This window comes from Dehalococcoidia bacterium, assembly GCA_030018455.1.
Taxonomy (GTDB): domain Bacteria; phylum Chloroflexota; class Dehalococcoidia; order DSTF01; family JALHUB01; genus JASEFU01.
Genome location: JASEFU010000001.1, coordinates 427,366 through 452,760, shown reverse-complemented (window position 1 = coordinate 452,760; position 25,395 = coordinate 427,366). Strand labels below are relative to the sequence as shown.

21 protein-coding genes are annotated in these 25,395 nt (G+C 65.1%); 12 read left to right on the top strand and 9 right to left on the bottom strand.

Annotation, left to right across the window (positions count from 1 at the left end; genetic code table 11):
• Positions 1–59: 59 nt before the first annotated feature.
• Positions 60–1,223 (top strand): trypsin-like peptidase domain-containing protein, encoded by a 1,164-nt coding sequence (locus tag QME71_02190; GenBank protein MDI6857107.1) that lies wholly within the window; start codon positions 60–62, stop codon positions 1,221–1,223.
• 259 nt (positions 1,224–1,482) lie between these two features.
• Here the strand turns inward: QME71_02190 and QME71_02185 are convergent, their stop codons facing one another.
• Entirely contained in the window at positions 1,483–2,280 is a 798-nt protein-coding gene (locus QME71_02185) for a rhomboid family intramembrane serine protease (GenBank protein MDI6857106.1), read from the bottom strand.
• A 57-nt stretch (positions 2,281–2,337) separates the two neighbouring features.
• Positions 2,338–2,865, bottom strand: coding sequence for a cob(I)yrinic acid a,c-diamide adenosyltransferase (gene cobO / locus QME71_02180; protein ID MDI6857105.1), 528 nt, complete (start codon positions 2,863–2,865; stop codon positions 2,338–2,340).
• A gap of 253 nt (positions 2,866–3,118) precedes the next feature.
• Here cobO and QME71_02175 point away from each other — a divergent pair, with 253 nt between their 5' ends.
• Entirely contained in the window at positions 3,119–6,874 is a 3,756-nt protein-coding gene (locus QME71_02175) for a DNA-directed RNA polymerase subunit beta (GenBank protein ID MDI6857104.1), read from the top strand.
• Positions 6,861–11,339, top strand: coding sequence for a DNA-directed RNA polymerase subunit beta' (gene rpoC, locus QME71_02170; protein ID MDI6857103.1), 4,479 nt, complete (start codon positions 6,861–6,863; stop codon positions 11,337–11,339). Before QME71_02175 ends, rpoC begins: the two co-directional genes overlap by 14 nt.
• A 197-nt stretch (positions 11,340–11,536) precedes the next feature.
• On the opposite strand, the gene QME71_02165 is transcribed toward rpoC, so the two are convergent.
• Positions 11,537–12,346 (bottom strand): alpha/beta hydrolase, encoded by an 810-nt coding sequence (locus QME71_02165; protein MDI6857102.1) that lies wholly within the window; start codon positions 12,344–12,346, stop codon positions 11,537–11,539.
• A gap of 168 nt (positions 12,347–12,514) precedes the next feature.
• On the opposite strand from QME71_02165, the gene QME71_02160 reads away from it, so the two are divergent.
• From QME71_02160 to QME71_02145, 4 genes are all read left to right on the top strand, one after another.
• The gene (locus QME71_02160; GenBank protein MDI6857101.1) at positions 12,515–12,841 is read left to right on the top strand and encodes a DUF6290 family protein; all 327 of its coding nucleotides are present in this window, start codon (positions 12,515–12,517) and stop codon (positions 12,839–12,841) included.
• Positions 12,747–13,001, top strand: a complete 255-nt coding sequence (locus QME71_02155) for a type II toxin-antitoxin system RelE/ParE family toxin (GenBank protein MDI6857100.1) — start codon at positions 12,747–12,749, stop codon at positions 12,999–13,001. Before QME71_02160 ends, QME71_02155 begins: the two co-directional genes overlap by 95 nt.
• A gap of 86 nt (positions 13,002–13,087) precedes the next feature.
• Positions 13,088–13,939, top strand: coding sequence for an indole-3-glycerol phosphate synthase TrpC (locus QME71_02150; protein MDI6857099.1), 852 nt, complete (start codon positions 13,088–13,090; stop codon positions 13,937–13,939).
• Positions 13,940–14,005: 66 nt separating this feature from the next.
• Positions 14,006–14,755, top strand: coding sequence for a type II CAAX endopeptidase family protein (locus QME71_02145; protein ID MDI6857098.1), 750 nt, complete (start codon positions 14,006–14,008; stop codon positions 14,753–14,755).
• A gap of 11 nt (positions 14,756–14,766) precedes the next feature.
• On the opposite strand, the gene QME71_02140 is transcribed toward QME71_02145, so the two are convergent.
• Positions 14,767–15,594, bottom strand: coding sequence for an enoyl-CoA hydratase-related protein (locus QME71_02140; protein MDI6857097.1), 828 nt, complete (start codon positions 15,592–15,594; stop codon positions 14,767–14,769).
• 116 nt (positions 15,595–15,710) lie between these two features.
• Between QME71_02140 and QME71_02135 the strand changes: the two genes are divergently transcribed.
• Positions 15,711–16,421: a cytidylate kinase-like family protein gene (locus tag QME71_02135; GenBank protein MDI6857096.1), complete on the top strand. Its 711-nt coding sequence runs from the start codon at positions 15,711–15,713 to the stop codon at positions 16,419–16,421.
• A gap of 18 nt (positions 16,422–16,439) precedes the next feature.
• The gene (locus QME71_02130; GenBank protein MDI6857095.1) at positions 16,440–17,114 is read left to right on the top strand and encodes a glycerol-3-phosphate acyltransferase; all 675 of its coding nucleotides are present in this window, start codon (positions 16,440–16,442) and stop codon (positions 17,112–17,114) included.
• Positions 17,115–17,320: 206 nt separating this feature from the next.
• Here QME71_02130 and rimI read toward each other — a convergent pair whose 3' ends face one another.
• A complete protein-coding gene (rimI, locus tag QME71_02125) occupies positions 17,321–18,004 on the bottom strand; it encodes a ribosomal protein S18-alanine N-acetyltransferase (GenBank protein MDI6857094.1) in 684 nt (227 codons plus the stop codon).
• A gap of 115 nt (positions 18,005–18,119) precedes the next feature.
• Between rimI and QME71_02120 the strand changes: the two genes are divergently transcribed.
• The 3 genes from QME71_02120 to QME71_02110 all read left to right on the top strand — a co-directional run bounded on the left by QME71_02120 (position 18,120) and on the right by QME71_02110 (position 22,358).
• Entirely contained in the window at positions 18,120–19,952 is a 1,833-nt protein-coding gene (locus QME71_02120) for an ABC transporter ATP-binding protein (GenBank protein MDI6857093.1), read from the top strand.
• Between the two features lie 194 nt (positions 19,953–20,146).
• Positions 20,147–22,075: an ABC transporter ATP-binding protein gene (locus QME71_02115; GenBank protein ID MDI6857092.1), complete on the top strand. Its 1,929-nt coding sequence runs from the start codon at positions 20,147–20,149 to the stop codon at positions 22,073–22,075.
• Between the two features lie 76 nt (positions 22,076–22,151).
• The gene (locus QME71_02110; GenBank protein MDI6857091.1) at positions 22,152–22,358 is read left to right on the top strand and encodes a hypothetical protein; all 207 of its coding nucleotides are present in this window, start codon (positions 22,152–22,154) and stop codon (positions 22,356–22,358) included.
• Between the two features lie 104 nt (positions 22,359–22,462).
• Here the strand turns inward: QME71_02110 and QME71_02105 are convergent, their stop codons facing one another.
• The 4 genes from QME71_02105 to QME71_02090 form a co-directional block, all read right to left on the bottom strand.
• The gene (locus tag QME71_02105; protein ID MDI6857090.1) at positions 22,463–23,035 is read right to left on the bottom strand and encodes a hypothetical protein; all 573 of its coding nucleotides are present in this window, start codon (positions 23,033–23,035) and stop codon (positions 22,463–22,465) included.
• 133 nt (positions 23,036–23,168) lie between these two features.
• Positions 23,169–24,206 (bottom strand): Holliday junction branch migration DNA helicase RuvB, encoded by a 1,038-nt coding sequence (gene ruvB / locus QME71_02100; GenBank protein MDI6857089.1) that lies wholly within the window; start codon positions 24,204–24,206, stop codon positions 23,169–23,171.
• Between the two features lie 13 nt (positions 24,207–24,219).
• Positions 24,220–24,510 carry a TIGR04076 family protein gene (locus tag QME71_02095; protein ID MDI6857088.1) on the bottom strand — a complete coding sequence of 97 codons (291 nt, stop codon included), beginning with the start codon at positions 24,508–24,510 and terminating at the stop codon, positions 24,220–24,222.
• 95 nt (positions 24,511–24,605) lie between these two features.
• Positions 24,606–25,391 carry a nucleotidyltransferase domain-containing protein gene (locus QME71_02090; protein ID MDI6857087.1) on the bottom strand — a complete coding sequence of 262 codons (786 nt, stop codon included), beginning with the start codon at positions 25,389–25,391 and terminating at the stop codon, positions 24,606–24,608.
• Positions 25,392–25,395: the final 4 nt, after the last annotated feature.

The window sequence follows — 25,395 nt, the reverse complement described above, 5'->3', positions numbered from 1 at the left end:
ATTTCACAGCGAAGATGGGAAAAGCGGCCACCGGCGCCGCAAAGGAAGGTTGAAACGTCATGAGAAAGAGCATCTGGCTGACTAATTTTCTTATCGTCGTGGTGGTGGCCCTGGCGGTGGCCCTCACGGTCACCGTCATCGTGGGCTGCGAGTCGGACTCAGGGGCGCAGCAGCAGGAGGAGGAGACGCCGGCCCCCACACAGGTGGCCACGCCGGAAGATGGCGACGGCGGCGACGGACAGCCCGCGGGCGACCCGGTTCAGATCTACGAGAGGTTGCGTCCATCCGTCGTCCAGATAGTCACTACCGGCGCGCGCGGCATCTTCGGCGCCACCGAGGGTCTGGGCTCCGGGTTCATGATCGATGAGGAGGGGAACATCCTCACGAATTACCACGTCATCGCGAACGCCGCACGCATACAGGTAACGCTGGCCGACGGCACGACCGCTGAGGCGGAAGTGGTAGGGACTGATCCCGGCAATGACATCGCGCTGATCCGCGCGGGCATTCCAAGCGACCTGATCAGGCCGGCGCCGCTGGGCGATTCCGATGCCGTGGTTATCGGCGAGCCTGTGCTCGCAATCGGCAACCCCTTCGGGCTGGAGGGCACCGTGACGCAGGGGATAATCAGCGGCCGCGACCGCACGCTCAGCCAGACGGGGCAGCGTCCGATCCGGGAGCTTCTCCAGACCGACGCCGCAATCAATCCCGGCAACTCGGGTGGTCCGCTCGTCAATTTCGAAGGGGAAGTGATCGGCATAAACACGGCGATCGAGAACCCGACGGGAGAGAACGTGTTCATCGGCATCGGTTTCGCCATACCCATAAACACCGCGCAACGTTTCCTACCGCAGCTCCGCGCCGGCGAGAGGGTCACGCATCCGCGCCTGGGCATCGCCGGACGCACGGTGACGCCGGGCCTCGCCGAGACGCTCGATCTGTCCGTCGATAGGGGCGTCTACGTTGTGGAGGTGGACCCGGGCGGCGCGGCGGCGCAGGCCGGCGTACGGGGCGCGAGCGGGGCGGTCCCCTCCGATCCTCTCGCGGCTCCGCCGGGCGGCGACATCATCGTCCGCATCGACGACACTGAGGTGGACACGTTCGAGGAGCTCGCCGGCTACATTGAGTCGAAGAACGTGGGGGACACTGTTACGCTGCACGTGGTGCGGGACGGCGAGGAACTGACGCTGCAGGCGCGGCTGCAGGAGTGGGAGCTGCCGTAGCGCTAATTGATGGCGCGGGAACGTCCGGCCGGCGTCGATTGGGCGATCGACGCGTCAGACGGGAGGACGAATCGGCTTGCCTCTTGGTGGCGCCGCGCCCGGCAGGCGCACGGAGCGATCCGTCTGTTGGTGGCGCCGCGCCCGCGAAGCGGGCGAGGCTGCCGCCTCTGGCGGCAGCCTCTAAGCGCCTCCGGCGCTTGCGGCGCCACACGTCGCAGCCACATGCAGCGCCAGCCATCTCCATCGTGACGTCGCAGCGCTAGAGGCCGCGAAAGAAATCTTCGTCGTCTTCATCCCAGAAATCGCGTCGTCGACGCGGCGGCGGCTGATAATAGCCGCGTCTCCGCGGGTTGAAAAGAGTGACTAGCAGCATCCCCGTCACGAAGCCGCCCACATGCGCCCACCACGCGACGCCCCCGGTGCCACCCGTCGCCGTGCCGATAGCGGCCACGCCGCTGAACAATTGCAGCAGGAACCAAAGCCCGATCAGGAACACGGCGGGCACGTAGAAAGCGCCCAGCATTATCAGCCAGGGTATGAGCACGGCGATGTTTGCCCTGGGATAGAGCACCAGGTAGGCCCCCATCACCCCTGCGATGGCGCCGCTCGCGCCGACCGCGGGTAACAGATCGTTCAGGTTAAGGAGCGTGTGAGCGGCGGCGGCGCCGAGCCCGGCAAGAAGGTAGAAGAGGAGATACTTCACGTGGCCAAGGGAATCTTCCACGTTGTCGCCGAAGATCCAGAGGAAGAGCATGTTGCTGAGTATGTGCAGCCAGCCGGCGTGCATGAACATGGCGGTAAACGGACGCAACAGCACCCCCGCGCCGGCGTCGGAAGTGTACAGGCCGCACGGCCCGATCGCCAGCTCCGGCTCGGGCGGCGGCGCAACGTAATCGCGGATCTCGCGCGGAATAGCGCCCCAGTCGCAGAGGAACTCGTTCCGGCTCATCTCGGGGAGAGCGACCTCATAGAAAAAGACGAGGAAGTTGAGCGCGATGATAGCGAGGTTCACGTAGGGAAAAGTGCGCGACCTGACGGAATCGCCGACGGGTATCATCCTTCGCGCCCCCGAGTGAGGATGCTGACAGCGTCCGCCGGCAGGGAGAGCGCCACGTCAGAAGTCGATGCCGGGCAACGCCTTAACGCCCGCCTCGAACGGATGCTTCACCTCCCGCATTTCGGTGACGAGGTCGGCGGCATCGATAAGGGGCTGCGGCGCGTCGCGACCGGTGACGATAATACTAACGCCTCTCGGTCGGTTGACCAGGAAGTCAATCACTTCCGGCAGGGGCAGCCAGCCGTAGGACAGCGGGTACGTGAGCTCGTCGAGGATGACGGCGTCGTACAGACCGGAAGATATTCTTTCCTGTGCCAGCCGCCAGCCGTCTTCGGCGAGCGTCTTGTCTTCCTGCAAGTCCTTCGACAACCAGGTGAAGCCGCGCCCGCTGGCGATGACCTCCACACCCATCTTGCGCGCCGCCTTCTGTTCGCCCCAGTTGCCGGACTTTGCCTTAACGAAGGATATCATGGCCACGCGCAGACCGTGTCCCCAGGCGCGCAGGAGCACGCCCAGCGCCGCCGTCGTCTTTCCTTTGCCGTGGCCGGTGAACACGATGAAAAGTGATCGTTCGGCAGGACTCACAAACAGATCCCCAAAGTCATCTAAGTGGCATTCTAGCAGCGCCGCAAGGGAGAAAGCGAGAGAGCAAGGCTATCAAGCAAAATAGTTGCGATAAGTGGTTGGCTGTCATATACTTAGTGGTTGACTTTTCCCGGGGGAACCCCTATACTTTACTCAGGCTGGATAGAAACCCCCTTGTTTCTCGTTCCCCAAAAATCGAGCAGTAGGTAACGTTTCCGCAATAGCTCCGAAGCAGAATCTTGAGGAGAATTCTATGACAATTTCCAGGGACATTGTCCGTGCTGGTGCTATGCTCCCGTACGTTGAGAAGAACTACGCCAGGATTTCCCACGTCCTCGATATGCCCAACCTGATCCAGGTGCAGCTCGACTCTTTCAGCTGGTTCCAAAGAGAGGGTCTGCGCGAGCTCTTCGACGAGATCTCGCCAATCCAGGACTTCACCGGCACCCGCATGGAGCTCACGTTCGGCGACTACGAGTTCGGAGAGCCCAAGTACTCCGAACAGGAATGCCGCGAGCGCGACATGACCTACTCCGCCCCGCTGAAGGTCTGGGTGTCGCTCACCGTCAAGGAGACGGGCGAAGTGAAAGAGCAGCAGCTCTTCATGGGCGACTTCCCCCTGATGACGGCACACGGCACGTTCATCATCAACGGCGCGGAGCGCGTCGTCGTCTCGCAGCTCGTGCGCTCCCCGGGGGCGTACTTCACGCTCGAGAGTGATCCTGCCAGCGGCCGCGAACTCGCTTATGCCAAGCTCATACCCAACCGCGGCGCCTGGCTTGAATTCGAGGTCAGCAGCAAGGACGTCATCTCCGTCAAGGTGGACCGCAAGCGAAAGATACCCGTCACCACCCTGCTGCGCGCCATCGACAGCGAGGACGGCGTCACTGACGAAAGCCAGCTTGGCACGGACGAGCGCATCCTCGCCCAGTTCGCCGACGTCGACAACCACCCCGACCACCGCTACATCGCCGCGACGATTGAACGCGAGTCTGCGGACAACAAAGCCTCGGCGCTGCTGGACTTCTACAAGCGGCTGCGCCCCGGCGACCCGCCCACGGCGGAAAACGCGCGCGGCCTCGTCAATTCCCTGTTCTTCAACCCGCGCCGCTACGACCTCGGGCGCGTGGGCCGCTACAAAGTGAACAAGCGGCTCGGTCTCAAAGTGCCCGAAGAGACGCGCACCCTGCTCCCCGAAGACCTCAAAGCGATCGTCGCCGAGCTCATCCGCATGACGAACGGTCTCGGCCACTCCGACGACATCGACCACCTGGGGAACCGGCGTGTGCGCGCCGTCGGCGAGCTCATCCAGAACCAGTTCCGCATCGGCCTGCTGCGCATGGAGCGCGTGGTGCGCGAGCGCATGACAATCACCGACCCCGACCAGGCGACGCCGAGCGCCCTCGTCAACATCCGCCCCATCGTGGCGGCGATGAAGGAGTTCTTCGGCGGCTCCCAGCTGTCGCAGTTCATGGACCAGACAAACCCGCTGGCGGAGCTGACGCACAAGCGCCGGCTTTCCGCCCTTGGCCCTGGTGGCCTCTCCCGCGACCGCGCCGGCTTCGACGTGCGCGACGTCCACTACAGCCACTACGGGCGCATCTGCCCCATTGAGACGCCGGAAGGCCCCAACATCGGCCTCATCGGCAGCCTGGCCACCTACTCCATCATCAACGAGTACGGCTTCATCGAGACGCCTTACCGTAAAGTGGTGAAGGAACTGCCATCCGATTCGCCGGCGCTGGTGGGACGCATCGCTCGTGAGCCCGTCACCTCCAGGTCCGGGAGGGTGATTGTAGAGGCCGGCAGCAGGATAACGCCCCAGGTGGCGGCGCAGCTCAAGAAGCTGGCGCCGCGTATGATCGCCGTGCGCCCGTTCGTCTCGAACGAGATCGTGTACCTGTCCGCGGACGAAGAGGAGCGGTACGTGGTCGCGCAGGCGAACGCGCTCCTGGATGAGGACAACCACCTCATCGAGAACAGGGTAGAGGTGCGCATCGAGGACCGCTTCCACATGGAGCCGCCGGAGCGCGTGCAGTTCATGGACGTGTCTCCCAAGCAGGTGCTCAGCGTGGCCACCTCGCTGATACCGTTCCTGGAGCACGACGATGCGCCGCGCGCCCTCATGGGCTCCAACATGCAGCGCCAGGCCGTGCCCCTGCTCCTCCCCGAAGCGCCCCTCGTGGCGACGGGCATGGAGCGTCAGACGGCGCAGGACTCCGGACAGGTGATAACCGCCGACGGCGACGGCGTCGTCGAGTCGGTGAGCGCCAAGGAGATCGTCGTCCGCTACGACAGCGGCGTCGAACGGCAATATTCGCTGCTGAAGTTCGTGCGCTCCAACCAGGGGACCTGCATCAGCCAGCGGCCGATCGTCGAAAGGGGACAGCGGGTGACCGCGGGACAGCCCCTCGCCGACAGCTCATCGACGGCCGGCGGCGAGCTGGCGCTGGGCCAGAGCGTGCTCTGCGCCTTCATGAGCTGGGAAGGCTACAACTTTGAAGACGCCATCGTTATCTCCGAGCGGATAGTGCAGGAGGACAAGTTCACCTCCATCCACATCGAGAAGCACGAGGTGGAGGCCCGCGACACGAAGCTCGGCCCGGAAGAGATAACGCGCGACATTCCCAACGTGGGAGAAGAAAGCCTGCGCAATCTCGACGAAGACGGCATTATCATCGTCGGCGCCGAAGTCGGCCCCGGCGACATCCTTGTGGGCAAGATCACCCCCAAGGGGGAGACGGAGCTGACCGCCGAAGAAAAACTGCTGCGGGCGATCTTCGGCGATAAGGCGCGCGACGTGAAAGACACTTCGCTGCGCGTGCCACACGGCGAGAAGGGCAAGGTAATAGACGTCAAAGTCTTCTCAAGGGAAGACCACGACGAGCTGCCCGCCGGTGTCAGCAAGCTGGTGCGGGTGGCCATCGCCCAGCGTCGCAAGATCATGGAGGGCGACAAGATGGCGGGCCGCCACGGCAACAAAGGCGTCATCGCCCGCATCCTGCCGGTGGAAGACATGCCCTACCTCGCAGACGGCACGCCTGTCGACCTCATACTGAACCCTGTCGGAGTGCCCAGCCGCATGAACGTGGGGCAGGTGCTCGAGACCCACCTGGGTTGGGCTGCCCGGAACCTCGGGTTCCGCGCCATCACACCGGTATTCGATGGCGCCAACGACCGCACGATTGAGGACGCCCTGGCGCGCACGTGGCTCGCCATCAAGGCGGGCGCCGTCATCCCCGACTCGGACGTCGACGAAAACCACAACCCGTACGGCAGCAAGATCGAACTGTCGAAGCTGGAAGAGTGGCTGGCGGAGCGCGGCTACAACGCCCGCGAGATCCTCGACGACAACGTGGTCGGGGCGGCCAAGCGCGCCTGTCTCGAACTGTGGCTGGAGGAGATGGGCAAGAAGAACGTGCGGGGCCGCCCGCTGGACGAACTGAGCGTGAAGGCGGAGACCGTGTTCCGCGAGAAGGGGACACCGCCGCCGCTCTTCGGCATGCAGACCCTTTACGACGGCCGCACCGGCGAGCCGTTCAACCAGCCGGTGACCGTCGGCTACATCTACATGATGAAACTGGTGCACCTGGTGGAGGACAAGATCCACGCCCGGTCCACCGGTCCATACTCGCTGATCACGCAGCAGCCGCTGGGCGGCAAGGCCCAGTTCGGCGGGCAGCGCTTCGGCGAAATGGAGGTGTGGGCGCTCGAAGCTTACGGCGCCGCGCACATACTGCAGGAGATGCTCACCGTCAAGAGCGACGACGTAGTGGGCCGCGTGAAGACCTATGAGTCCATCGTCAAGGGCGAGAACGTGCTGGAGCCGGGCGTCCCCGAATCCTTCAAAGTGCTCGTGAAGGAGCTCCAGAGCCTGGGCCTGGCGGTGGAAGTGCTCAACGAGGACGAAGAAAGAGTAACCTTCGTGGAAGAACCGGCAGATGTTCCCGAGCTGGGGATCAACTTGCAGGGATTCGAAGGGGAGGATTTGCTAAGTGCTGGAAGTTAACGATTTTAATGCCGTCCGTATAGCTCTGGCCTCGCCGGAGCAGATCCGCTCGTGGTCGTACGGCGAGGTGATGAAGCCCGAGACGATCAATTACAGGACCCTGAAGCCGGAGAAGGACGGCCTCTTCTGCGAGAAGATCTTCGGTCCGACGAAAGACTTCGAGTGCTACTGCGGCAAGTACAAGCGCGTCCGCTACAAGGGCATCATCTGCGACAAGTGCGGCGTGGAGGTGGCGCGCAGCAAGGTGCGCCGCGAACGCATGGGTCACATCGAGCTGGCGTCGCCGGTGAGCCACATCTGGTTCGTCAAAGGCACGCCCAGCCGCCTGGGCCTGCTGCTCGACGTGTCGCCGCGCAGCCTGGAGCGCATCCTCTACTTCGCGCAGCACATCATCACCGAGGTCGACGAGGACGCCAAGCGGCGGGCCATCGAGCGGTTGCAGGAGGAGCTGGAGCGCGAGGCGGAGGCCCGCGAGCGCCAGCACGTCGACCGTATAGCGGAGATCGAACTCGCGCGCGACGAGGCGGTCGAAAAGTTGCAGCGCGAGCGGGACAAGGGCCTCGCCGCCCTCGACGCGCAGCTCGCGAAGAGCGTCGACGCTGTCATGAAACGGGCGGCCACGCTCGAGAAGCAGCTGAGCGGCTCTATGGGCAAGGCGGCGCCCAGAGACATCAAGCTCGAAGACACGGTCGTCATCGCCAAAGGAGACCTGATCACAAACGAGTCCATCGAGAAGCTCAAGGAGGCCGTGCGCGACCGAGTATCTGCCCTGGAAGGCGAGGCCTTCGAAAAGAAGGCTGAGCTTGAGCAGAGCACGCAGACGGCAATCGAAGAGCAGCATGCGCGCGCCGAAGCGGAGATCGCGCCGCTGCGCCAGAAGGCGCTGGAGGAGCGCGACGCGCTCACCTCCGAGTACCAGGAGCGCATTCAGGCCCTCGAGGAGATCAGGGACCCCGTCCTCCACGACCACATTACGCTGAAGACCGACGCCCAGATACGCGAGTTGCAGGAGAAGTACGGCGATTTCTTCTCCTCGGGGATGGGCGCGGAAGCGGTCTACCGCATCCTGCAGCGGCTCGACCTGGACAGGCTGCGCGAGCGGATGCAGCAGGAAACGCAGTCGAGCAGCGGGCAGCGGCGGAAGAAGGCCGTCAAGCGGCTGCGGGTGGTGGAGGCGCTGCGCAAGAGCGGCAACAAGCCGGAATGGATGATATTCACCGTCCTCCCTGTGCTGCCGCCCGACCTGCGTCCCATGGTGCAGCTCGACGGTGGGCGCTTCGCGACCAGCGACTTGAACGACCTTTACCGCCGCGTCATCAACCGCAACAACCGCCTTAAGCGGCTGCTGGACCTCGGCGCCCCGGAGATCATCATCCGCAACGAGAAACGGATGCTCCAGGAGGCCGTCGACTCCCTTATCGACAACGGCCGCAGAGGACGCGCCGTCTCCGGGCAGGGCAACCACAAGCTGAAGTCGCTCTCCGACATGCTTAAGGGCAAGCAGGGCCGCTTCCGCCAGAACCTGCTGGGCAAGCGCGTAGACTACTCCGGACGCTCGGTCATCGTCGTGGGGCCGGACCTCAAGCTCCACCAGTGCGGTCTGCCAAAGCGGATGGCGTTGGAGCTGTTCAAGCCGTTCATCATGCACGCCCTGGTCGACAGGAACATGGCGCACAATATCAAGAGCGCCAAGCGCATCGTCGAACGCGCCCGGCCGGAGGTCTGGGACGTGCTGGACGAGGTCATCAAGACGCGGCCCGTCCTGCTGAACCGCGCCCCGACGCTGCACCGTCTCGGCATTCAGGCGTTCGAGCCCGTGCTCGTGGAGGGAAGCGCCATCCAGATACACCCCCTCGTCTGCGCCGCCTTCAACGCCGATTTCGACGGCGACCAGATGGCGGTGCACGTGCCGCTTTCGCGGGAGGCGGTGGCGGAGGCGCGCCAGGTGATGCTTTCGACGCATAACCTGCTCCTGCCCAGCAGCGGCGAGCCGACGGTCGCCCCGACGCTGGACATCGTGCTCGGCTGCTTCTACATGACGATGATCAAGCCGGGCGTAAAGGGCGAATACAAAGAAGGCGTGCCGCCGCACGGCGTCTACAGCAGCTTTGAGGAGGCCAAGCTGGCGTACGATCTCGGCCTCGTAGACCTGCAGGCGCGGGTGAAGGTGCGCGACCGGCGCACGAACGGGGAGTTCGTCGAGACAAGCGTGGGACGGATCATCTTCAACGAGATCCTGCCCGACGAGTTGGGCTTCCACAACGAGGAGATGGACAAGCGGGCGCTGAAGGCGCTCGTCGCCCGCTGCCACAAGCAGCTCGGAGGCGAGCGGACCGCCCAGGTGGTGGACGAAATCAAGCGCATCGGCTTCGAGTACTGCACGAAATCGGGCACTACCATCGCCATCAACGACATCAAGACGCCGGAGGAGAAAGACCGGCTGCTGGCGGAAGCGGACGCCCGTATCACCGAGATCGAAGACCAGTACGATATGGGCCTCATCACCGAGCAAGAGCGTTACGACGCGTCGGTGGCGGTGTGGAACGAGACCACGGAGAAGATACAGGAGGCGATCCAGAAGCACCTCGACCGCTACGGCTCTGTCTACCTCATGGCCACCAGCGGCGCCAAGGGTAACATTGCCCAGATACGGCAGATGGCGGGCATGAGGGGCCTCATGAGCGATCCTTCGGGCCGCATCATCGACCTGCCGATCCGCAGCAGCTTCCGCGAGGGGCTGAGCGTGCTGGAGTACTTCATCTCCACGCACGGCGCCCGCAAGGGCCTCGCCGACACCGCGCTGCGCACGGCCGACAGCGGTTACCTGACGCGGCGTCTCATCGACGTGGCGCAGGACGTCATCATCCTCGAAGAGGACTGCGGCACGGTGGCCGGCGTATGGCTATCCGAGCCGTCGGACAAGGGCGTGCTCGAATCGCTGCGTGAGCGCATCATCGGCCGCTGGGCAGCCATGGACACGGCCGACCCCAGGACAGGCGAGATAATCGTCGAGAGGAACCAGGAGATCGACGAGGAGAAGGCGGAGCGCATAGAAGCGGCGGGGATCGAGCGCGTATACGTGCGGTCGCCGCTGACCTGCCAGGCGCGGCAGGGGCTCTGCCGGATGTGCTACGGCCGCAACCTCGGCACGGGTGAGCTCGTCGACCAGAACGCGGCTGTGGGCATCATCGCCGCCCAGAGCATCGGCGAGCCGGGGACGCAGCTCACGATGAGGACGTTCCACACCGGCGGCGTTGCCGGGGTCGACATCACCAGCGGCCTCCCGCGTGTCGAAGAGCTGTTTGAGGCGCGCGTCCCTAAGGGTCACGCCATCATCTCAGAGATCGACGGCGTGGCCGAGATCACGCACGACGGGGAGTCGCGGTGGGTCAAAGTGACAAGCTCGGAGTTCTACACTGACCGGTACGACCTGCCGGATGGCGCCGAGCTTATGGTCGAGCACGGCCAGTGGGTCGATCAGGGGACGGTCCTGGCGCGCGTGCCTAAACCCGCCGAGGAGGCGGAAAAGACGGAAGGCGAAGCGGAGACGGCCCTGGTGCGGGTGCCGCCGGTCAGCGATATCACGGCCCACGTCGCCGGGCACGTGAGCGTGGAAGACGGCCGCCTGTCAGTCATCTACGAGGAGAGGGAAGAACGCGAGTACCCCGTGGGCGCGATCTCCCGCATTCTCGTCGAGGACGGCGAGCAGGTGCACGCCGGCCAGAAACTGACGGATGGGCCGCTGAACCCGCAGGACGTGCTGCGCATCAGCGGACCGGAAGCGGTGCAACTCTACCTCGTGGAAGAGGTGCAGAAAGTCTACCGGTCGCAGGGCGTGAACATCAACGACAAGCACATCGAGGTGATAATCCGCCAGATGCTGCGCAAGGTCAGGGTCGACACGCCGGGCGACACGGAGTTCCTCCCCGGCGAGCTGGTCGATCGCTTCCGCTATGAGGAAGAGAACGGCAAGGTTCTCGCGGAGGGCGGCGAGCCGGCGACGGCCGTGCCCGTTCTGCTGGGGGTCACCAAGGCCTCCCTGAGCACGGAAAGCTTCCTCGCCGCGGCCTCCTTCCAGGAGACCACGCGCGTCCTCACCGAGGCGGCGATAAGCGGCATGACCGATAGACTGCTCGGCCTCAAGGAGAACGTGATAATCGGCAAGCTGATACCGGCGCGGGCCAAGGTGGAACTGCCGCCGGAACCGGTGCGCGAGTTCTTCCTGCCGGAGCGCGGCGAGTACGCGGAACTGCCTGTGGAAGGGGAGGAGCCGGAGGAAGACATCGGCGAAGCACTCGAGGCGCTCATGCGCGAGGCCTATCCCGGGGCGGGAGCCCCCTCCGCGACGGAGACCGCCGAGGACGAGGAGGGGATCCTTCGCAGCTTCATCGCCGAGCCCGAGGAGGAAGAGGAAACACCTTTCGACGAAGAGGAAGAAGAAGAGGAAGAGGAGGAGCTGGACTAGCTTCTGAAGACAACGCAACGAGCGAGGGCCGGTCTGACCGGCCCTCTTCTTTTTTCGGTCTGCACAGCCGAGGCTTTCCAGCCTCCGGCGCGCCCTGCCGGGTGGCGGGCGAAATGCCTGTCTGCCGGTAGGGCGGCCCACCCAAGAATGAACTGCATCCCGGCGCGCGAGCGGGGCGTCCTGCAGAAGCAGACTGCTCAGCCGGACGCGCTGTTCGCTTCGAGGTGCCGTCGCAGCGCCCGGTTGAACAGCTCCGGCCGCTCGTATTGCGGCGAGTGGCCGCACTCCGGTACCACTTCCACCGTCACGTTGGGGATCACTTTGGCCAGGTGCTCGCACCCTTTAATGAGCGCCGGCCCGTCCAGTGAGCCGTAGATGATAAGCGTGGGGGCCGTTATCTCGGAGGCCCGCTCCACCGTTCCCTTCCATTCAAGCAGGCCAGCCATTGCGCCGATGAACCCGTCCACCGACATGTTGGCCAGGCGGACGGCCGTCTCCTGCAAGCGCTCCGGCGGCATGTGCGGAGGCGGCGGCATCGGCGGCGCCAGGGCGGCGACGGCGGCCATCCCCTGCTTCTCCGCCGTCTCGATGCGCTGGCGGCGCCATTCCACCATCACCGGATCGTTCATCTCGAACTTGCACGACGTATCGTGGAGGGTGAGCGAGAGGAGCTTCTGGGGACTGCGCAGGGCGATCTCCTGGGCGATGCCGCCTCCCATCGAGTGGCCGACGAGGTGAAACCTCCCCAGTCCCAGGCCGTCGACCAGCTCCTCCACATCCCGCGACATCGTGTCGATGGTGTATGACGAGCGGTCGGCGGGGGCCTCGGAGCGGCCGTGTCCGCGCAGGTCCATCGCCAGGACGCGGTGCGTGGACGCAAACTCGTCGATCTGGAAGCGCCAGTCGGTGATATCGCCGGTGTAACCGTGGACGAGAACGAGCGGCTCGCCGGACTCGCCGTGAAGCTCGTAGTAGAGACGCACGCCGTTGACGGTGGCTGTGGGCATTCTTCTGCCTCCCTTGACTTGAATTCCGTCCGATCATCTTACACCAAGGACGGCGAAAGGCGAACGGCGCCTCGCGTCTTGCCCCGCGGGCCACGCTCTTTCGGCTGACATCATGCTATCTTGACACTATGACATATCGATGTCATAATATCGGTTGTGGAGGTCGCGATGAAGAAGCTGATGGTCTACCTCGACGACGAGACGCACGAGGACCTGCGCCAGCTCGCGTTCCGCAAGCGGACGTCGATGGCGGCGCTCATACGCTACGCCGTCGACAAGACGTTTGAGGACGAGCTCGACATCGCCGCAGCGGAGCGAGCGCTGGAAGAGTACGCCTCGAATCCCAACGCGGCAATCACCCTTGACGAATACCTGGAGAAGCGGGGAATTGTCCTATCGAGTGCAGCTGAGTCCCCGGGCCGAGCGCGACCTGGCCGCGTTGCCGAGGGAAGACGTCCGTCGTATCGCCGAGGCGCTGGCCGTTCTAAAGACTGAACCTAGACCTCGTGGGACGCGGAAGTTGCGGGGAAGAAGCGCACCAGCCTGGCGGCTGCGCATCGGCGACTTCCGCGCCATCTTCACCGTTTCCGACCGCGCCCGCCTCGTCGTGATCCTCTGTATCCTGCAGCGACGAGAAGACACGTACCGCCTCTAATCCTCGCTCGCCCCCTCGACTGGAAACGGTGTCTGCAAGATACTGGCGGCGGACCACCTGTGGGGAATCGCCTGTGGGGAATCGCTATGACCGGTGAAGACATCCTAGAATCCATACTCGCGGCGAAGCGAGAGGACCTGCCCTTCCGCCAGCAGAAGGAGCCGATGGAATCGCTCCAGCGGCGCATCCGCCAGCTCGAGCAGCAGCAGGAGGGACGCGCCGAGCAGTGGAGCCTCCGCCGCGCCATCCTCGAAGGGCCGCGCGGGCCCCTCTCCGGCGGCAGGCGCGTCCAGCTCATCGCCGACATAAAGAAGGCAACGCCCACGAAGGGACGCATCATCACCGACGCCGAGCGCCAGGGCCTCGCCCGCGCCTACACACACAGCGGCGTCACCGCCATCTCCGTCATGACTGAGCCGAAGCGCTTCATGGGCCAGACTCAGTTCCTGCTGGAGACGCGGAACATCCTCGACGGCTACTACCCCGGCGGCCGTCCCGCCATACTGCGCGAGGACTTCCTCTTCGACCCCTACCACATATGGGAGTCGCGCGCCTTCGGCGCCGACGCCGTGCTCCTCATCGTCTCGATACTCTCCGACACCCAACTACGCGACCTGATGGCGCTGGCCTCGGAGCTGAAGATGGAGTCGCTGCTGGACGTGCAGGACGAATCGGATGTCGAGCGGGCGCTTGCCGCCGGCGCCGACATGCTGCTCATAAACCACCGCGACTGGCGCACGTTCGAGGTCGACGCGGAGAAGACGGAGCGGCTGCGGCCGCTGATACCCGCCGAGAAGGTGGTTGTCAGCGGCGGCGGCATCGTCGACACGGCGGACGTGGAGCGGCTGGCGGACCTCGGCGTACACGCGGTCAAGGTGGGCGAGGCGCTGATCACCGCCCGCGATGTCAAACGCAAGGCGCGCGAGATGATGGTGTAAGCGCGGGCCCGGTTGTCGGGGGGTTGCGCCGTACCGCATAATACACGGAGAGGGACCTTCTATCGAATGACGTTTCCCCTGCCGGAAGCCGACGACACGGAACAGCCGCCGCCTTTGCCCGCGCCGCCGTGGGGGGTCAAGGAGATTCTCCAGGCAATCGGCCTGCTGCTGGCGGGCGTCATCTTCGTAATCGGCATCGCCGGGCTGTTGGTAGCGGCCAGCGACGCGTCCCTTTCCGATACCGAAATGCTGGGGGTCAGCATAGCCGGCACCCTGGTCCTGGACATCGCGCTCTTTGGGCTCGCCGCCGGCTTCACAGTATGGAAGTTCCGCCTTCGCTGGCGCGCGCTCGGATTCCTCATCCCGAGGGCGGACAGGATCTGGGTCCCCATCGCGACGGTCGTCGGCACATTCGTGGTGCTCTCCGTATACACCCTGCTCATCGACCTGATCGGCGCCGACGAGCTGCTGCCTCAGAGCACGCTGGAAGAAGACGTCTTTGATCACAGGGCGCTGGTGATACTGGCGGGCATACTGGCGGTGATCACAGCGCCCATCGCGGAGGAGACGTTCTTCCGAGGGTTTATCTTCGTTGGTCTGACGAAGCGTTTTGGCTTCATCTGGGCGGCCGTCATCAGCGGCTTTCTGTTCGCGCTCGCCCACGGCCAGCCATCGACGCTCGTTCCGTTCACAGTCGTGGGGATGGTGTTCGCGTGGGCGTACGTGGCGGCGGGCTCGCTTTGGGGCGCGATTGCCGCGCACCTCATCTTCAACCTGATCAGCTTCCTCGCCGCGCTGGCAGGAGTAGCGGAATAGCCCGTGTTGCTCTAGTCGTCCTGCTTGAACACGGGTTTGCGCTTCTCCTCGAACGCTTTCGGCCCCTCGTAGAAGTCGCTCTGGCCGATAAGCGTCATGAACGTGGCCCCTTCGATGCGGAAGCCCTCCTCCAGTGGCACGCCGATGCCGCGCATCACCGCTTCCTTATCGGTGCGGATGGCGCCCTGCGGGAACTCGCATATCGCCTCGGCGAGCTCCGTCGCCCGCGCCATCAGCCGCTCCTTCGGCACGATCTCGTTGACAAGACCGATGCGGTACGCCTCCTGCGCGTCGATCCGCCTCCCGGTGATGATGAGCTCGAGGGCGCGCCCGAGGCCGACGACGCGGGGCAGCCGCTGCGTGCCGCCGTCGCCCAGCCCGACGTTCCAGCGCCGGTTGAGCACCCCGAACTCGGCGTGCTCGGCAGCGATGCGGATGTCGGCGCAGAGGGCCGTCTCCAGCCCGCCCGCGAAGCAGTAGCCGTTCACGGCGGCGATTATCGGCTTGAAGATGTCGGCGCGGCGGGTGTAGCCCATAAAGCCGGGGTGGCTGTAGATAAAGCGGCGGATGTCGTGGGGCGAACGCGGCAGGCGGGCGCGCCCCACCTGCTTGAGGTCGAAGCCGGCGCAGAACGCCTTGTCGCCGGCGCCGGTGATCACCGCAACGTACGTCTCGTCGTCGTCGCGGAAGTCCTCCCACGCCTCGATGAGCCGCGCCGCGGTGTCGGGATCGACGCAGTTCATCACCTCGGGCCGGTTGATCGTAATATAGGCGACGCGGTTGCGCTTCTCGTAGAGCACCGTCGACATGTCTTCCTCCTGGCTGCTGCTCTTGCCCATCGGGCCAATCATAGGCGAAAACCGGCTTCGCGGGCACCCGCGTGGCGTATCACTATGGCAATTTGTCTGCGGGCGGCATAGAATAGCGTAGGAGACTTCCGGTATCGGGAGGCGAGATGTCGGTTATTACGATCAGCGGCAGCACGGGCAGCGGCGCGCTGGAGATTGCGCGGCGCACCGCGGAGGAGCTGGGGCTCGACTACGTGGACCGCGAGATACTGGCGGAGGCGGCGCGAACGCTCGGGGTGACAGTCGCGGCCGTGGAGCATCGCGACGAGACGGCGCCGCCGCCCACCATCATGGAACGGCTGGGCTCCCTGTTCGAGAAGTTCCTCGAGAGATCGGCGGTGGCGGGCGCGGCCGACCCCCTGATGGGCACGGGCGGCCTCGAGGTGCTGATGGCGACAAGTTACGGCGAAGCGGCTGCTCTGCCTGAGCGGGCCGCCCACGAGCTGACCGATTCTCGCTACAAGGACGCTATCACTTCCATCATCAGCGGTGTCGCCGCGCGGGGCAAGGTGCTGATCGTCGGCAGGGGGAGCCAGGCAATCCTCCAGGACTGCGCCGGCTGCCTCCACGTCCTCGTCACGGCTCCGCTCGAATGGCGCGTTCGCCGCATCATGCAGCGCGACATGCTGAACGAGGAGGACGCAAAGCACCGCGTGCACGAGGGCGACAAGGGCCGGATTGAGTACCACCACAAGTACTTCAAGGTCGACCCAGACGACCCGCACCTCTACGACATCGTACTGAATACCGGCCGCCTTTCCTTCGACGAGGCGATCGCGCTGCTGGCGGCGCTGTACCGGCATCGCTCCCCAAAGTAACGCTGAGGTCGTGACGCGATGGACGCCGCTCTGTCGCCGGCAATCGTTCTCGCATCCTATCTGCTGGGATCGATTCCCATCGCCTACCTGACGGGAAAGCTATTGCGCGGGATCGATATACGGCAGGTGGGCAGCGCGACCGCGGGGGCGTCGAACGTCTACCAGTCCGTGGCGCGCTGGGCGGTGGTGCCGGTGGGGCTTTTGCAGATAGGACAGGGGATGGCCGCCGTCGCGCTGGCGAAGCTCTTCGATCAGCCGCTCGGGGTGCAGGTGCTGGCGGGGCTGGCGGCTGTGGGCGGAGCCGCCTGGCCGGTCTTCCTCGGCTTCAGGGGCGGACGCGGCATCGGCGCTTCGATAGGTTTCCTGCTGGTCCTGACGCCGGCGACGCTCGTGGTATTTGTCGTCATCTCGCTGATCGGCGTGGCGCTGCGCGGCGTCCCGCTGGCGGTGGGACTGGGCATCGCGGCGTCGCCCGTCTCGGCGCTGGTCTTCGAGGGGGCGGGACCGGTGGCGGCGGGCTGCCTGGCCCTGGCGGCGATGATCTTCCTGAAGCGAGCGCTCGCCAACGACCGCAGGCTGCCGCAGGGGCCGGACCGTCGCGAGGTGATCGTCAACCGGCTGCTGTTCGACCGCGACATCCGTGACCGCGACGAGTGGGTGCGCCGCGGCTTGAACGGGGAGGCCCGCCGCTAACGGCAGGGCGGAATCTGCAGCCGCCGTTCCGTCGACGCATGGTCAACGGACAGGCAAACTCGGACGCAGGCCGCTCCTCGCAGGGGTGCCCGCCCGGCCGGGATTCAGTCCCACCTCTGCAATGGATGTGACTTCCCATTGGGCAGGCATCTTGCCCGCCGTTCCGCAGAAGGGCCGGGACCGGGAAGCTTCCGCGCGGGGCGCCTTCACAGGGAATCGGGGAGAAGGTAGCGGCCACCCCAGCGCCGGCGGTGCTCCTCCTTGAGACGCAGGAATAACTGGTGCTGCCCCCGCGATAGCAGGGGCGGCGTCGTCATCACGATGGCGTCCTCGTTGTTATCGGAGTAGTACCGCGTGCGCACGCCGACGTTGAGAAAGCCGTACTTGTCGTAGAGGGCGCGCGCCGGTTCGTTCGAGCGGCGGTATTCGAGCGTCACGGCGTCCATCTTGTTCGCGAGCGCGAAATCGATGGCGGCGATGAGCAGCGCCTCGCCCGCGCCCTGCCGCCGGAACGCCTCGCGCACGGCGATGGTGACGATGTGCAGCTCGTCCACCATCATCCACAGCCCAATGACGCCGATTATCAGCTCCGGCGTTGGCTCCGGTTCCTGCTCCTTTCGCAGGAAACGGCCCATCGCGCGGCGCCAGGGGCTCGGTCGTGCTGATTCTTCAGCGGTCACGCCCCGGTTCCCCTCCTCGCAGAGCACGAAGTAGCGCGCCAGGCGGTTCTTCAACTCGCGGGCATAAGCCGTCTGCGGCCACATGGTGGGGAACGACTCGCGCTCGATATCCATCGCCTGCGGGATGTCGGCGGCGGTCATGGGTCGGACGACGAAGCGGGAGGTCTCGCCGGGCGCGCCGGCCTGCTCGATCTGCTCTGTCCGTGCCATTCCAAACTCATTCTATCACAGGCCCGGGGACGAAGAGCGGCAGGCGAACGCCGCCTACCTTAGCGTCGACGCCTGATTTGAGATAGAATCAGGTTGGGAGTACCCGGAGACCGACGTGCCGCCGCTGGTTCGCATTCTCTCGTTCCTCCGCCCGTACAAGATGCGAGTCGCGCTCGCCTGGCTCTGCGTGCTCGGCGCGGGCGCCTTCGTCCTTGCCACGCCGCAGCTTATCCGCTGGGCCATCGACACCGGGCTCGACGTGCAGATCAAGAACCTCAACGGCAACGAGACGCACGTCGCCCTCGGCAACACGCGCACCCTCGTGATAGCCGCCTCCGCCATCATCGCGGCGGCCCTCCTGCGCGGCGCCTTCGCGTACGGCCAGACGTACCTCGCGGAGTGGGTCTCCCAGTGGGTGGCCTACGACCTGCGCAACGCCATTTTCGAGCGGCTGGAACGCCTGAGCCACGCCTACCACGACCAGGCGCAGACGGGCCAGCTCATGTCGCGCGCCACGCAAGATGTCGAAGCGATGCGCCTATACATCAGCTTCGGCGTCCTGCGGATGATCTACCTGCTCGTTGTCTTGCTCATGGTGTTCAGCATCATGCTGATCTCCGACTGGTCCCTCACGCTCGTGGCCTGGGCGCTGCTGCCGGTCGTCATCTGGCGCTCGCGCGTAATGACGGCGCAGCTCTCGCCGATCTGGATGAAGGTACAGGACGGCCTGGGGCGCCTGGGCGCTGTCATGCAGGAGAACTTTTCCGGCGTGCGGGTGGTCAGGGCGTTCTCGCGCGAGGAGTACGAAAGCCGGAAGTTCGCGCGGGAAGCGGAAGACCTCTTCGGCCACTCATACCTGACGACGCAGATATCGGCTTTTAACGCCCCGATGATGACCGGACTCTGGATGCTGGCGATGGTCGCCACCATCTGGTTCGGCGGCTGGCAGATCACGCAGGGGCGCATGGAAATCGGCGAGCTGACGTCGTTCATGCTCTACCTGACGATATTGCAGGTGCCCATCCGCGCCCTGGGCTGGATCGTGATGCTGTTCGCGCGCGCGGCCTCAGCGGCGGAACGCATCTACGAGATCCTCGACGCCGAGTCGGCGGTGAAAGAGAAGCCTGGCGCCGTTGAGCTGAAGGACGTGGAGGGACTCGTGCGCTTCGAGGGCGTTTCCTTCGGCTACGACGCCGTCAGCCCCCTCCTCCACGACGTCTCATTCGAGGCGCGGCCGAACGAGGTCGTCGCCCTGCTGGGCCCCACCGGCAGCGGCAAGACGACGGTGGTCAGCCTCATTCCCCGCTTCTACGACGTGACGTCCGGCCGCATCACCATCGACGGGCACGACATCCGCGACCTGACGCTCGCGTCGCTGCGGCGCAACGTGGGCATCGTGCAGCAGGACGTCTTCCTGTTTTCGGCGACGATCCGCGAGAACATAGCCTACGGCGCCGTAAGCGCGAGCCAAGAGGAGATCGAGGCGGCGTCGCGGACGGCCCGCATCCACGACGTCATCGCGCGCCTGCCGGAGGGCTACGATACGTGGGTGGGCGAGCGCGGCGTCACCCTTTCGGGCGGGGAGAAGCAGCGCATCGCTATCGCGCGGACGCTGCTTATGGACCCGCGCATCCTCATCCTCGACGACTCCACGTCCAGCGTCGACACGGAGACGGAGTACCTCATCCAGCAGGCGCTGGCAGAGCTGATGCGCGGACGGACGACTTTCGTGATCGCGCAGAGGCTGCGGACGGTGAAGAACGCCCACCAGATACTGGTGCTGCGGGAGGGCCGCATCGTCGAGCGGGGGCGCCATCACGAGCTGCTGCGCCGCGACGGCTTCTACCGCCAGATATACGACCTCGAGCTGCGCGACCAGGAGGAGGCGCTGGCGCGCACGCGACGGGAAGAAGAACTGCATCCGGCTTTCGAGGAAAAGACGACATAGGAGCGCGCGTGTGCAAATGACGCTTGACGGGCTTGATCTGCGCCGCCGGTGGGAGTCCGGGGAGGGAACGCTCGCTTTGGCGGGGGTGCGGACCCGCCTGCCGGCAGGGCAGGGGCGTCACCCGCAGCGTCCGGTCCTGGCCCTCGGAAGCGGGCCAGCGCCTCTCCGCGACGGGGCACCAACGGAGGGCTGACATGGGCTTCTGGGGCGGCGGTATGGCAGGCGGCTGGAGCGCCCCCGTCATCGGACGGGGCGGCCCCGCCTCGATGCGCCTGCGCCGCAGCATCGATGGTTGGGACGAGGACGAGCTCGGCAAGGTCTACGATCACGCGGTCGTCGCGCGGCTGGCCCGCTACCTCGCGCCCTACAAGAAGCAGGCGGCGCTGGCCCTGTTGGGGATGCTCCTCTTCGCCGCGGCGTCCTACGTCCAGCCGCTGCTCATCGGCATCGCCTTCAGCCGCTTCATCGCCAGGGGCAACATCATGGGACTCAACATGCTGGGCATCGCCTTCGTCGCCCTGGCCCTGCTCGGATGGGGCGCCCAGTACCTCCAGCTCGCGAACACCGGCTACATCGGCCACCGCGTTCTCTACACGCTGCGCACCCAGATGTTCGACCACCTGCAAAAGCTGTCGCTTCGCTTCTACGACGATAACGAGGTCGGCCGGATAATGTCGCGCCTCACGAGCGACGTGGTCGTCCTCCAGGACCTGCTGACGACAGGCATCCTCACCATCCTCGCCGACATCGTCGGGCTAGCGCTCATCGTTTTCTTCCTCTTCATCCAGGACGTGCAGCTCGCGCTCCTGACAATACTGGTCGTGCCCGTGCTCGTCGTGGCGATGGTCGTCTGGCAGGCGCGGGCGCGGCGCGCCTTCTTTGAGGTGCGCCAGGCGATAGCGGTGGTGAACGCCGACCTCCAGGAGAACGTGTCCGGCGTGCGGGTCGTGCAGGCGCTGTCGCGCGAAGGCGAGAACCTCCGCCGCTTTGACAGCGTGAACCTCGCCAATCTCAGCGTGAACATCCAGGCGGGACGTCTCCAGGCAGTAGTGATGCCGTTGGTCGAGATACTGGCGGCGGCGGCCACGGCAACGGTCATCGTGGTGGGCGGACGCCGTATCCTTGGCGGCAGCCTCGACCCTGTGGTCGGCGTCGGCTTCATATTGTCATTCACCCTCTATATCCAGCGCTTCTTCGACCCCGTGCGCGACCTCGTCCTCCAGTACACGCAGCTGCAGCGCGCCATGGCCGGCGGACAGCGCATCTTCGAGGTGCTGGACACCCAGCCCGACATCGTCGACGCCGAGGGTGCCGCCGACCCGGACGATATACAGGGCGAGGTGCGCTTTGAGAATGTGACCTTTGCCTACGTGCCCGGCGTTGAGGTGCTGCGGGACATCGACCTGCACGTGAAACCGGGCGAGACCCTGGCGCTTGTCGGGCCGACAGGCGCCGGCAAGACAACCCTGACCTCGCTGCTCTGCCGCTTCTACGACGTCACGAGCGGCCGCATCCTCATTGACGGCCACGACATCCGCGAAATCAAGCGTCAGTCGCTCACCAGGCGGCTCGGCCTTGTGCTCCAGGAGCCGTTTCTCTTCTCTGGCACTGTGCGCGACAACATCCGTTACGGCCGGCTGGAGGCCACGGACGAGGAGGTGGAGGAGGCGGCGAAAGTGGTGGGCGCGCACGAATTCATACGGCGGCTGGACAGGGGGTACGATACCGAGCTCTACGAACGCGGCCAGAACCTATCAGCGGGGCAGAGGCAGCTCATAAGCTTCGCGCGGGCGGTGCTGGCGCGGCCCCGCATACTCGTGCTCGACGAGGCGACGGCGAACGTCGACAGCCGCACGGAGATGATCATCCAGCGCGCCCTTAAGAAGCTGCTCAAGGGCAGGACGGCGTTCGTCATCGCCCACCGGCTATCGACCGTGCGCGGCGCCGACCGCGTCGTCGTGCTCCAAGACGGGCGGATCGCCGAAATGGGGCGGCACGAGGAGCTGCTCGCAAACAATGGGCTGTACGCCAACCTCTACCGCATGACGTACGAGAGCGCTCCGGAGCGCGGCGACGGGGAGCGCCCGGCGCAGCCCGACAGCGGGCAACTCGCGCCGTCGTAACGCGCTTGCCGGCCGCCGGCTGACCGATAAGAGAATAGAGACCGCAATCATTCAGCTAATTGCTCAGGGAGGGAAGTTGAGGACGGAAATATACGAGGCAGACCCCTTTACCAGCCGCAAGGGCAAGCTCCTTGCAACCTTCGAAAGCGATTATCGGATAGAGCGACAGGACGAGCTTTTCATCGACGGCAGCGAAAAGGCAATGAAGGTGCGGGTGATAGCGGTCACGCTGCGCCTCTCCGGCGGCGAGCTGGAGCGCGAGCTCCTGGTAATGCGGCTCTAGCTTTTGTCCGCCTTCGGACCGGATCCCACTCCGGGCGTCCGAAGAACGCCGTGTGGCCCCGTGCTTCCTGGAGGAATCCCGGGGGACTATCGCACCGCCGGTCTCTACGCGGCTCTCTTCGGCAGTTCTGTCCGCGGTTGCTCCTTCGCGGCGAGTGAGCACACCATCTCAATGCAGCGGCCGTTCACCACCACGAACTCCCTCTCCCACACGAGCTCGGGGTTGTCCTGATGGACGGCCTTCGCGCCTGTTATCGCCACGAAGCTGTGAAACAGCTTTGGCAGCGCTATCGTCGGGTCAGCCCCCTTTACCACATAGGCATAGCCTTCGATGCGGAACGGCGAGGCGAAAACAAGAACCTCGTGCCTGTCCTTTTCCACCCGGTCCAGCCTGTGTAGCGTCTCCCTCCGCGACGCCTCTTCCGCGGATTCGAGGGTGACGGCGAAGAAGATGCGCATTTTGTCGAGGAAGAGGTGGTTGCCCCTGACCTCCATATGTGTGCTCTCGGAGAACGGCCTTATCTTCGGCGCGAATATCTGGAGGTGGGTGTAGTCGGCATTGTTCAACAGATCGACGAGGCGTTGGTACTCGGTGAGGCCGCCACAGCGCCCCTGCACGACATACGTCTGCGTCACGATCTCGACCAGAGAGAACCCGAGGTTGTTCAGGTCAACCAACTACTGCCCTCCGCAACCTGCGGCGGCGATATCCTTACCGACGCGTATTCTCACACAGGCTTTTCGACGCGATCAGGAGGACCGGACATTGGGGTTGTCACTTAAGGGAATAGCGAGACCCGCCGCCGACAAGCTACGGCGAGTCCCAGAGGGCGGCCTGGGGAGAGGGCGCCGGGCCCTTCGGCGGCAGGCCCAGGTGCTCGTAGGCGAGGCGGGTCGCCACGCGGCCACGCGGCGTCCGCTGAAGGAAGCCCACCTGCATGAGGTACGGCTCGTAGACGTCCATTATCGTGTCCGCCTCTTCCGAAATGGAGGCGGCTATCGTGTCGAGCCCCACGGGCCCGCCGTCGAACTTCTCGATTATCGTCCGCAGCACTTTGTGGTCGACCTCGTCCAGGCCAAGGAAGTCGATCTCGAGCCGCGCCAGGGCGTCGACGGCGACGCTCTCCGTGATCACCCCGTCCGCCATCACCTGCGCGTAGTCGCGCACCCGCTTGAGCAGCCGGTTGGCCACGCGCGGCGTCCCACGGGCCCGCTGCGCGATCTCACGCACGCCGCCCTCCTCGATCTCGACGTCGAGGATGCGGGCGCTGCGGCGGATGATGTCGGAGACCGCCGCCACATCGTAGAAATCGAGGCGGTAGACGGCGCCAAAGCGGTCGCGCAGGGGCGGGCTAAGCATCGCGTAGCGCGTCGTCGAGCCGACGAGCGTGAACGGCGGCAGCGAGAGGCGGACGCTGCGCGCGCCCGGCCCCTTGCCGAGCACGAGGTCGAGCGCGAAGTCCTCCATCGCCGGGTACAGGATCTCCTCGACAGCGCGGGCGAGACGGTGTATCTCGTCGATGAAGAGGACGTCCTCGCGGTGGAGGTTCGTGAGTATCGCCGCCAGGTCGCCGGGCCGCTCGATCGCGGGCCCGGAGGTGACGCGGACGCTCACACCCATCTCGGCGGCGATGATGTAGGAGAGGGTTGTCTTGCCCAGCCCGGGCGGGCCGTAGAGGAGGACATGGTCGAGCGGTTCGCGCCGCATCTGGGCGGCGGCCATGGCGATGCGCAGGTTCTCCTTGACCCTGTCCTGTCCTATGTACTCGTCGAGGCGCCGCGGCCGCAGCGACGTCTCCAGCGCGACGTCTTCCTCGCGCGGCCTGCCGGAGAGGATCCGTTCCTGCAATCTGCCTCCTTGCCTATTCGCGGACGCGCCGCAGCTCGAGGCTGACCTCGTTGTAGCGGTCCATGCACTGGAGGGTGAGGGTATCGCCGCCGCCCCATTCGGGCGGGAATTGTCCGCCGAACTGGAGCATGACGAGATAAGGAAAGATATCGTGGTAGAAGAAGCCGCAAAGGCCGCCGGTGTTGTGGGCGCTTATCTCGAACTCGTCGCCGGGCTTGTGTCCGGCGGAGCACGTGCCCTTGACGCCCTTGACCGTGGCCATGATCTTGAATCCGACCTTGGGGTACTGCCGTTCCGTCGCCATACGCACGCTCCTTGCGATGAGACTGCCGTCTATCGAGGGCAAGCGTACGTCAGGCAACAGCGGGTGTCAACGCGGAAGAGGACAAGCCAGCAGCGCTAGATGTCGCCGATGTAGGCGCGGTTCTCAAGCCATGCCAGCTCCGTGTCCTTCATAAAGCGGAGGGCGGGCAGCTCCCACGCCTCGTTCCAGAAGCGGAAGTTCTTGACCGCCTCGTAGAACGCCCTCGCGTTCTCGGCCGTGTGCTCTTTGAGGAGCGCGTCGACCAGCGCCATCAGGTTGTCGGGCTTCTCGGGGGCGTTCCAGAGCGCGACCATGAACAGCTTGTGGTAGGGGTACAGCACGCAGTTGTGGGCGAGGATGAGCCTGCCCCCGTAGAGGATGAGGTCGGACACGGCGCGGTCAAGCAGGTACCTGTCGTCCCTCTTTTCCGCCTCGCCGACCAGCCAGTGGGCGATTTCGAACTGGGCGTAGAAGGCCTGTATCTTCTCCTGCCGCTGGTCCATCTGGTAGATGGGTATCCGGCTCATTATCTCGTCGAGGCCGTCGATCTTTGAGTGGGCGATGAACGCGCCGTCGAACGCCGCCCTTGTCACCTCGTTCCCGCGCTCGGCGACCGCGCGCAGGTAGTCGAGGTTGACGATCTTGCCGTCGATGTAGCAGCCGGGGTGGTCGCAGAACTCCTGGGAGAAGTATACGAGCTTGTTCTGCTCCCACTTCTCGCGGAACACCTCGTCGGTGACAACGAGCATGACGTCGACATCCGAACCCTCCTGGGCCAGCCCCTTGGCGACGGAGCCGCCGACGATGATAGCGAGGCACGTCTCATCGTTAGAGAAGTGCTCTACCAGCTTCTGTATCGCCTTTTCGTGATGCGGTCTCATCCCC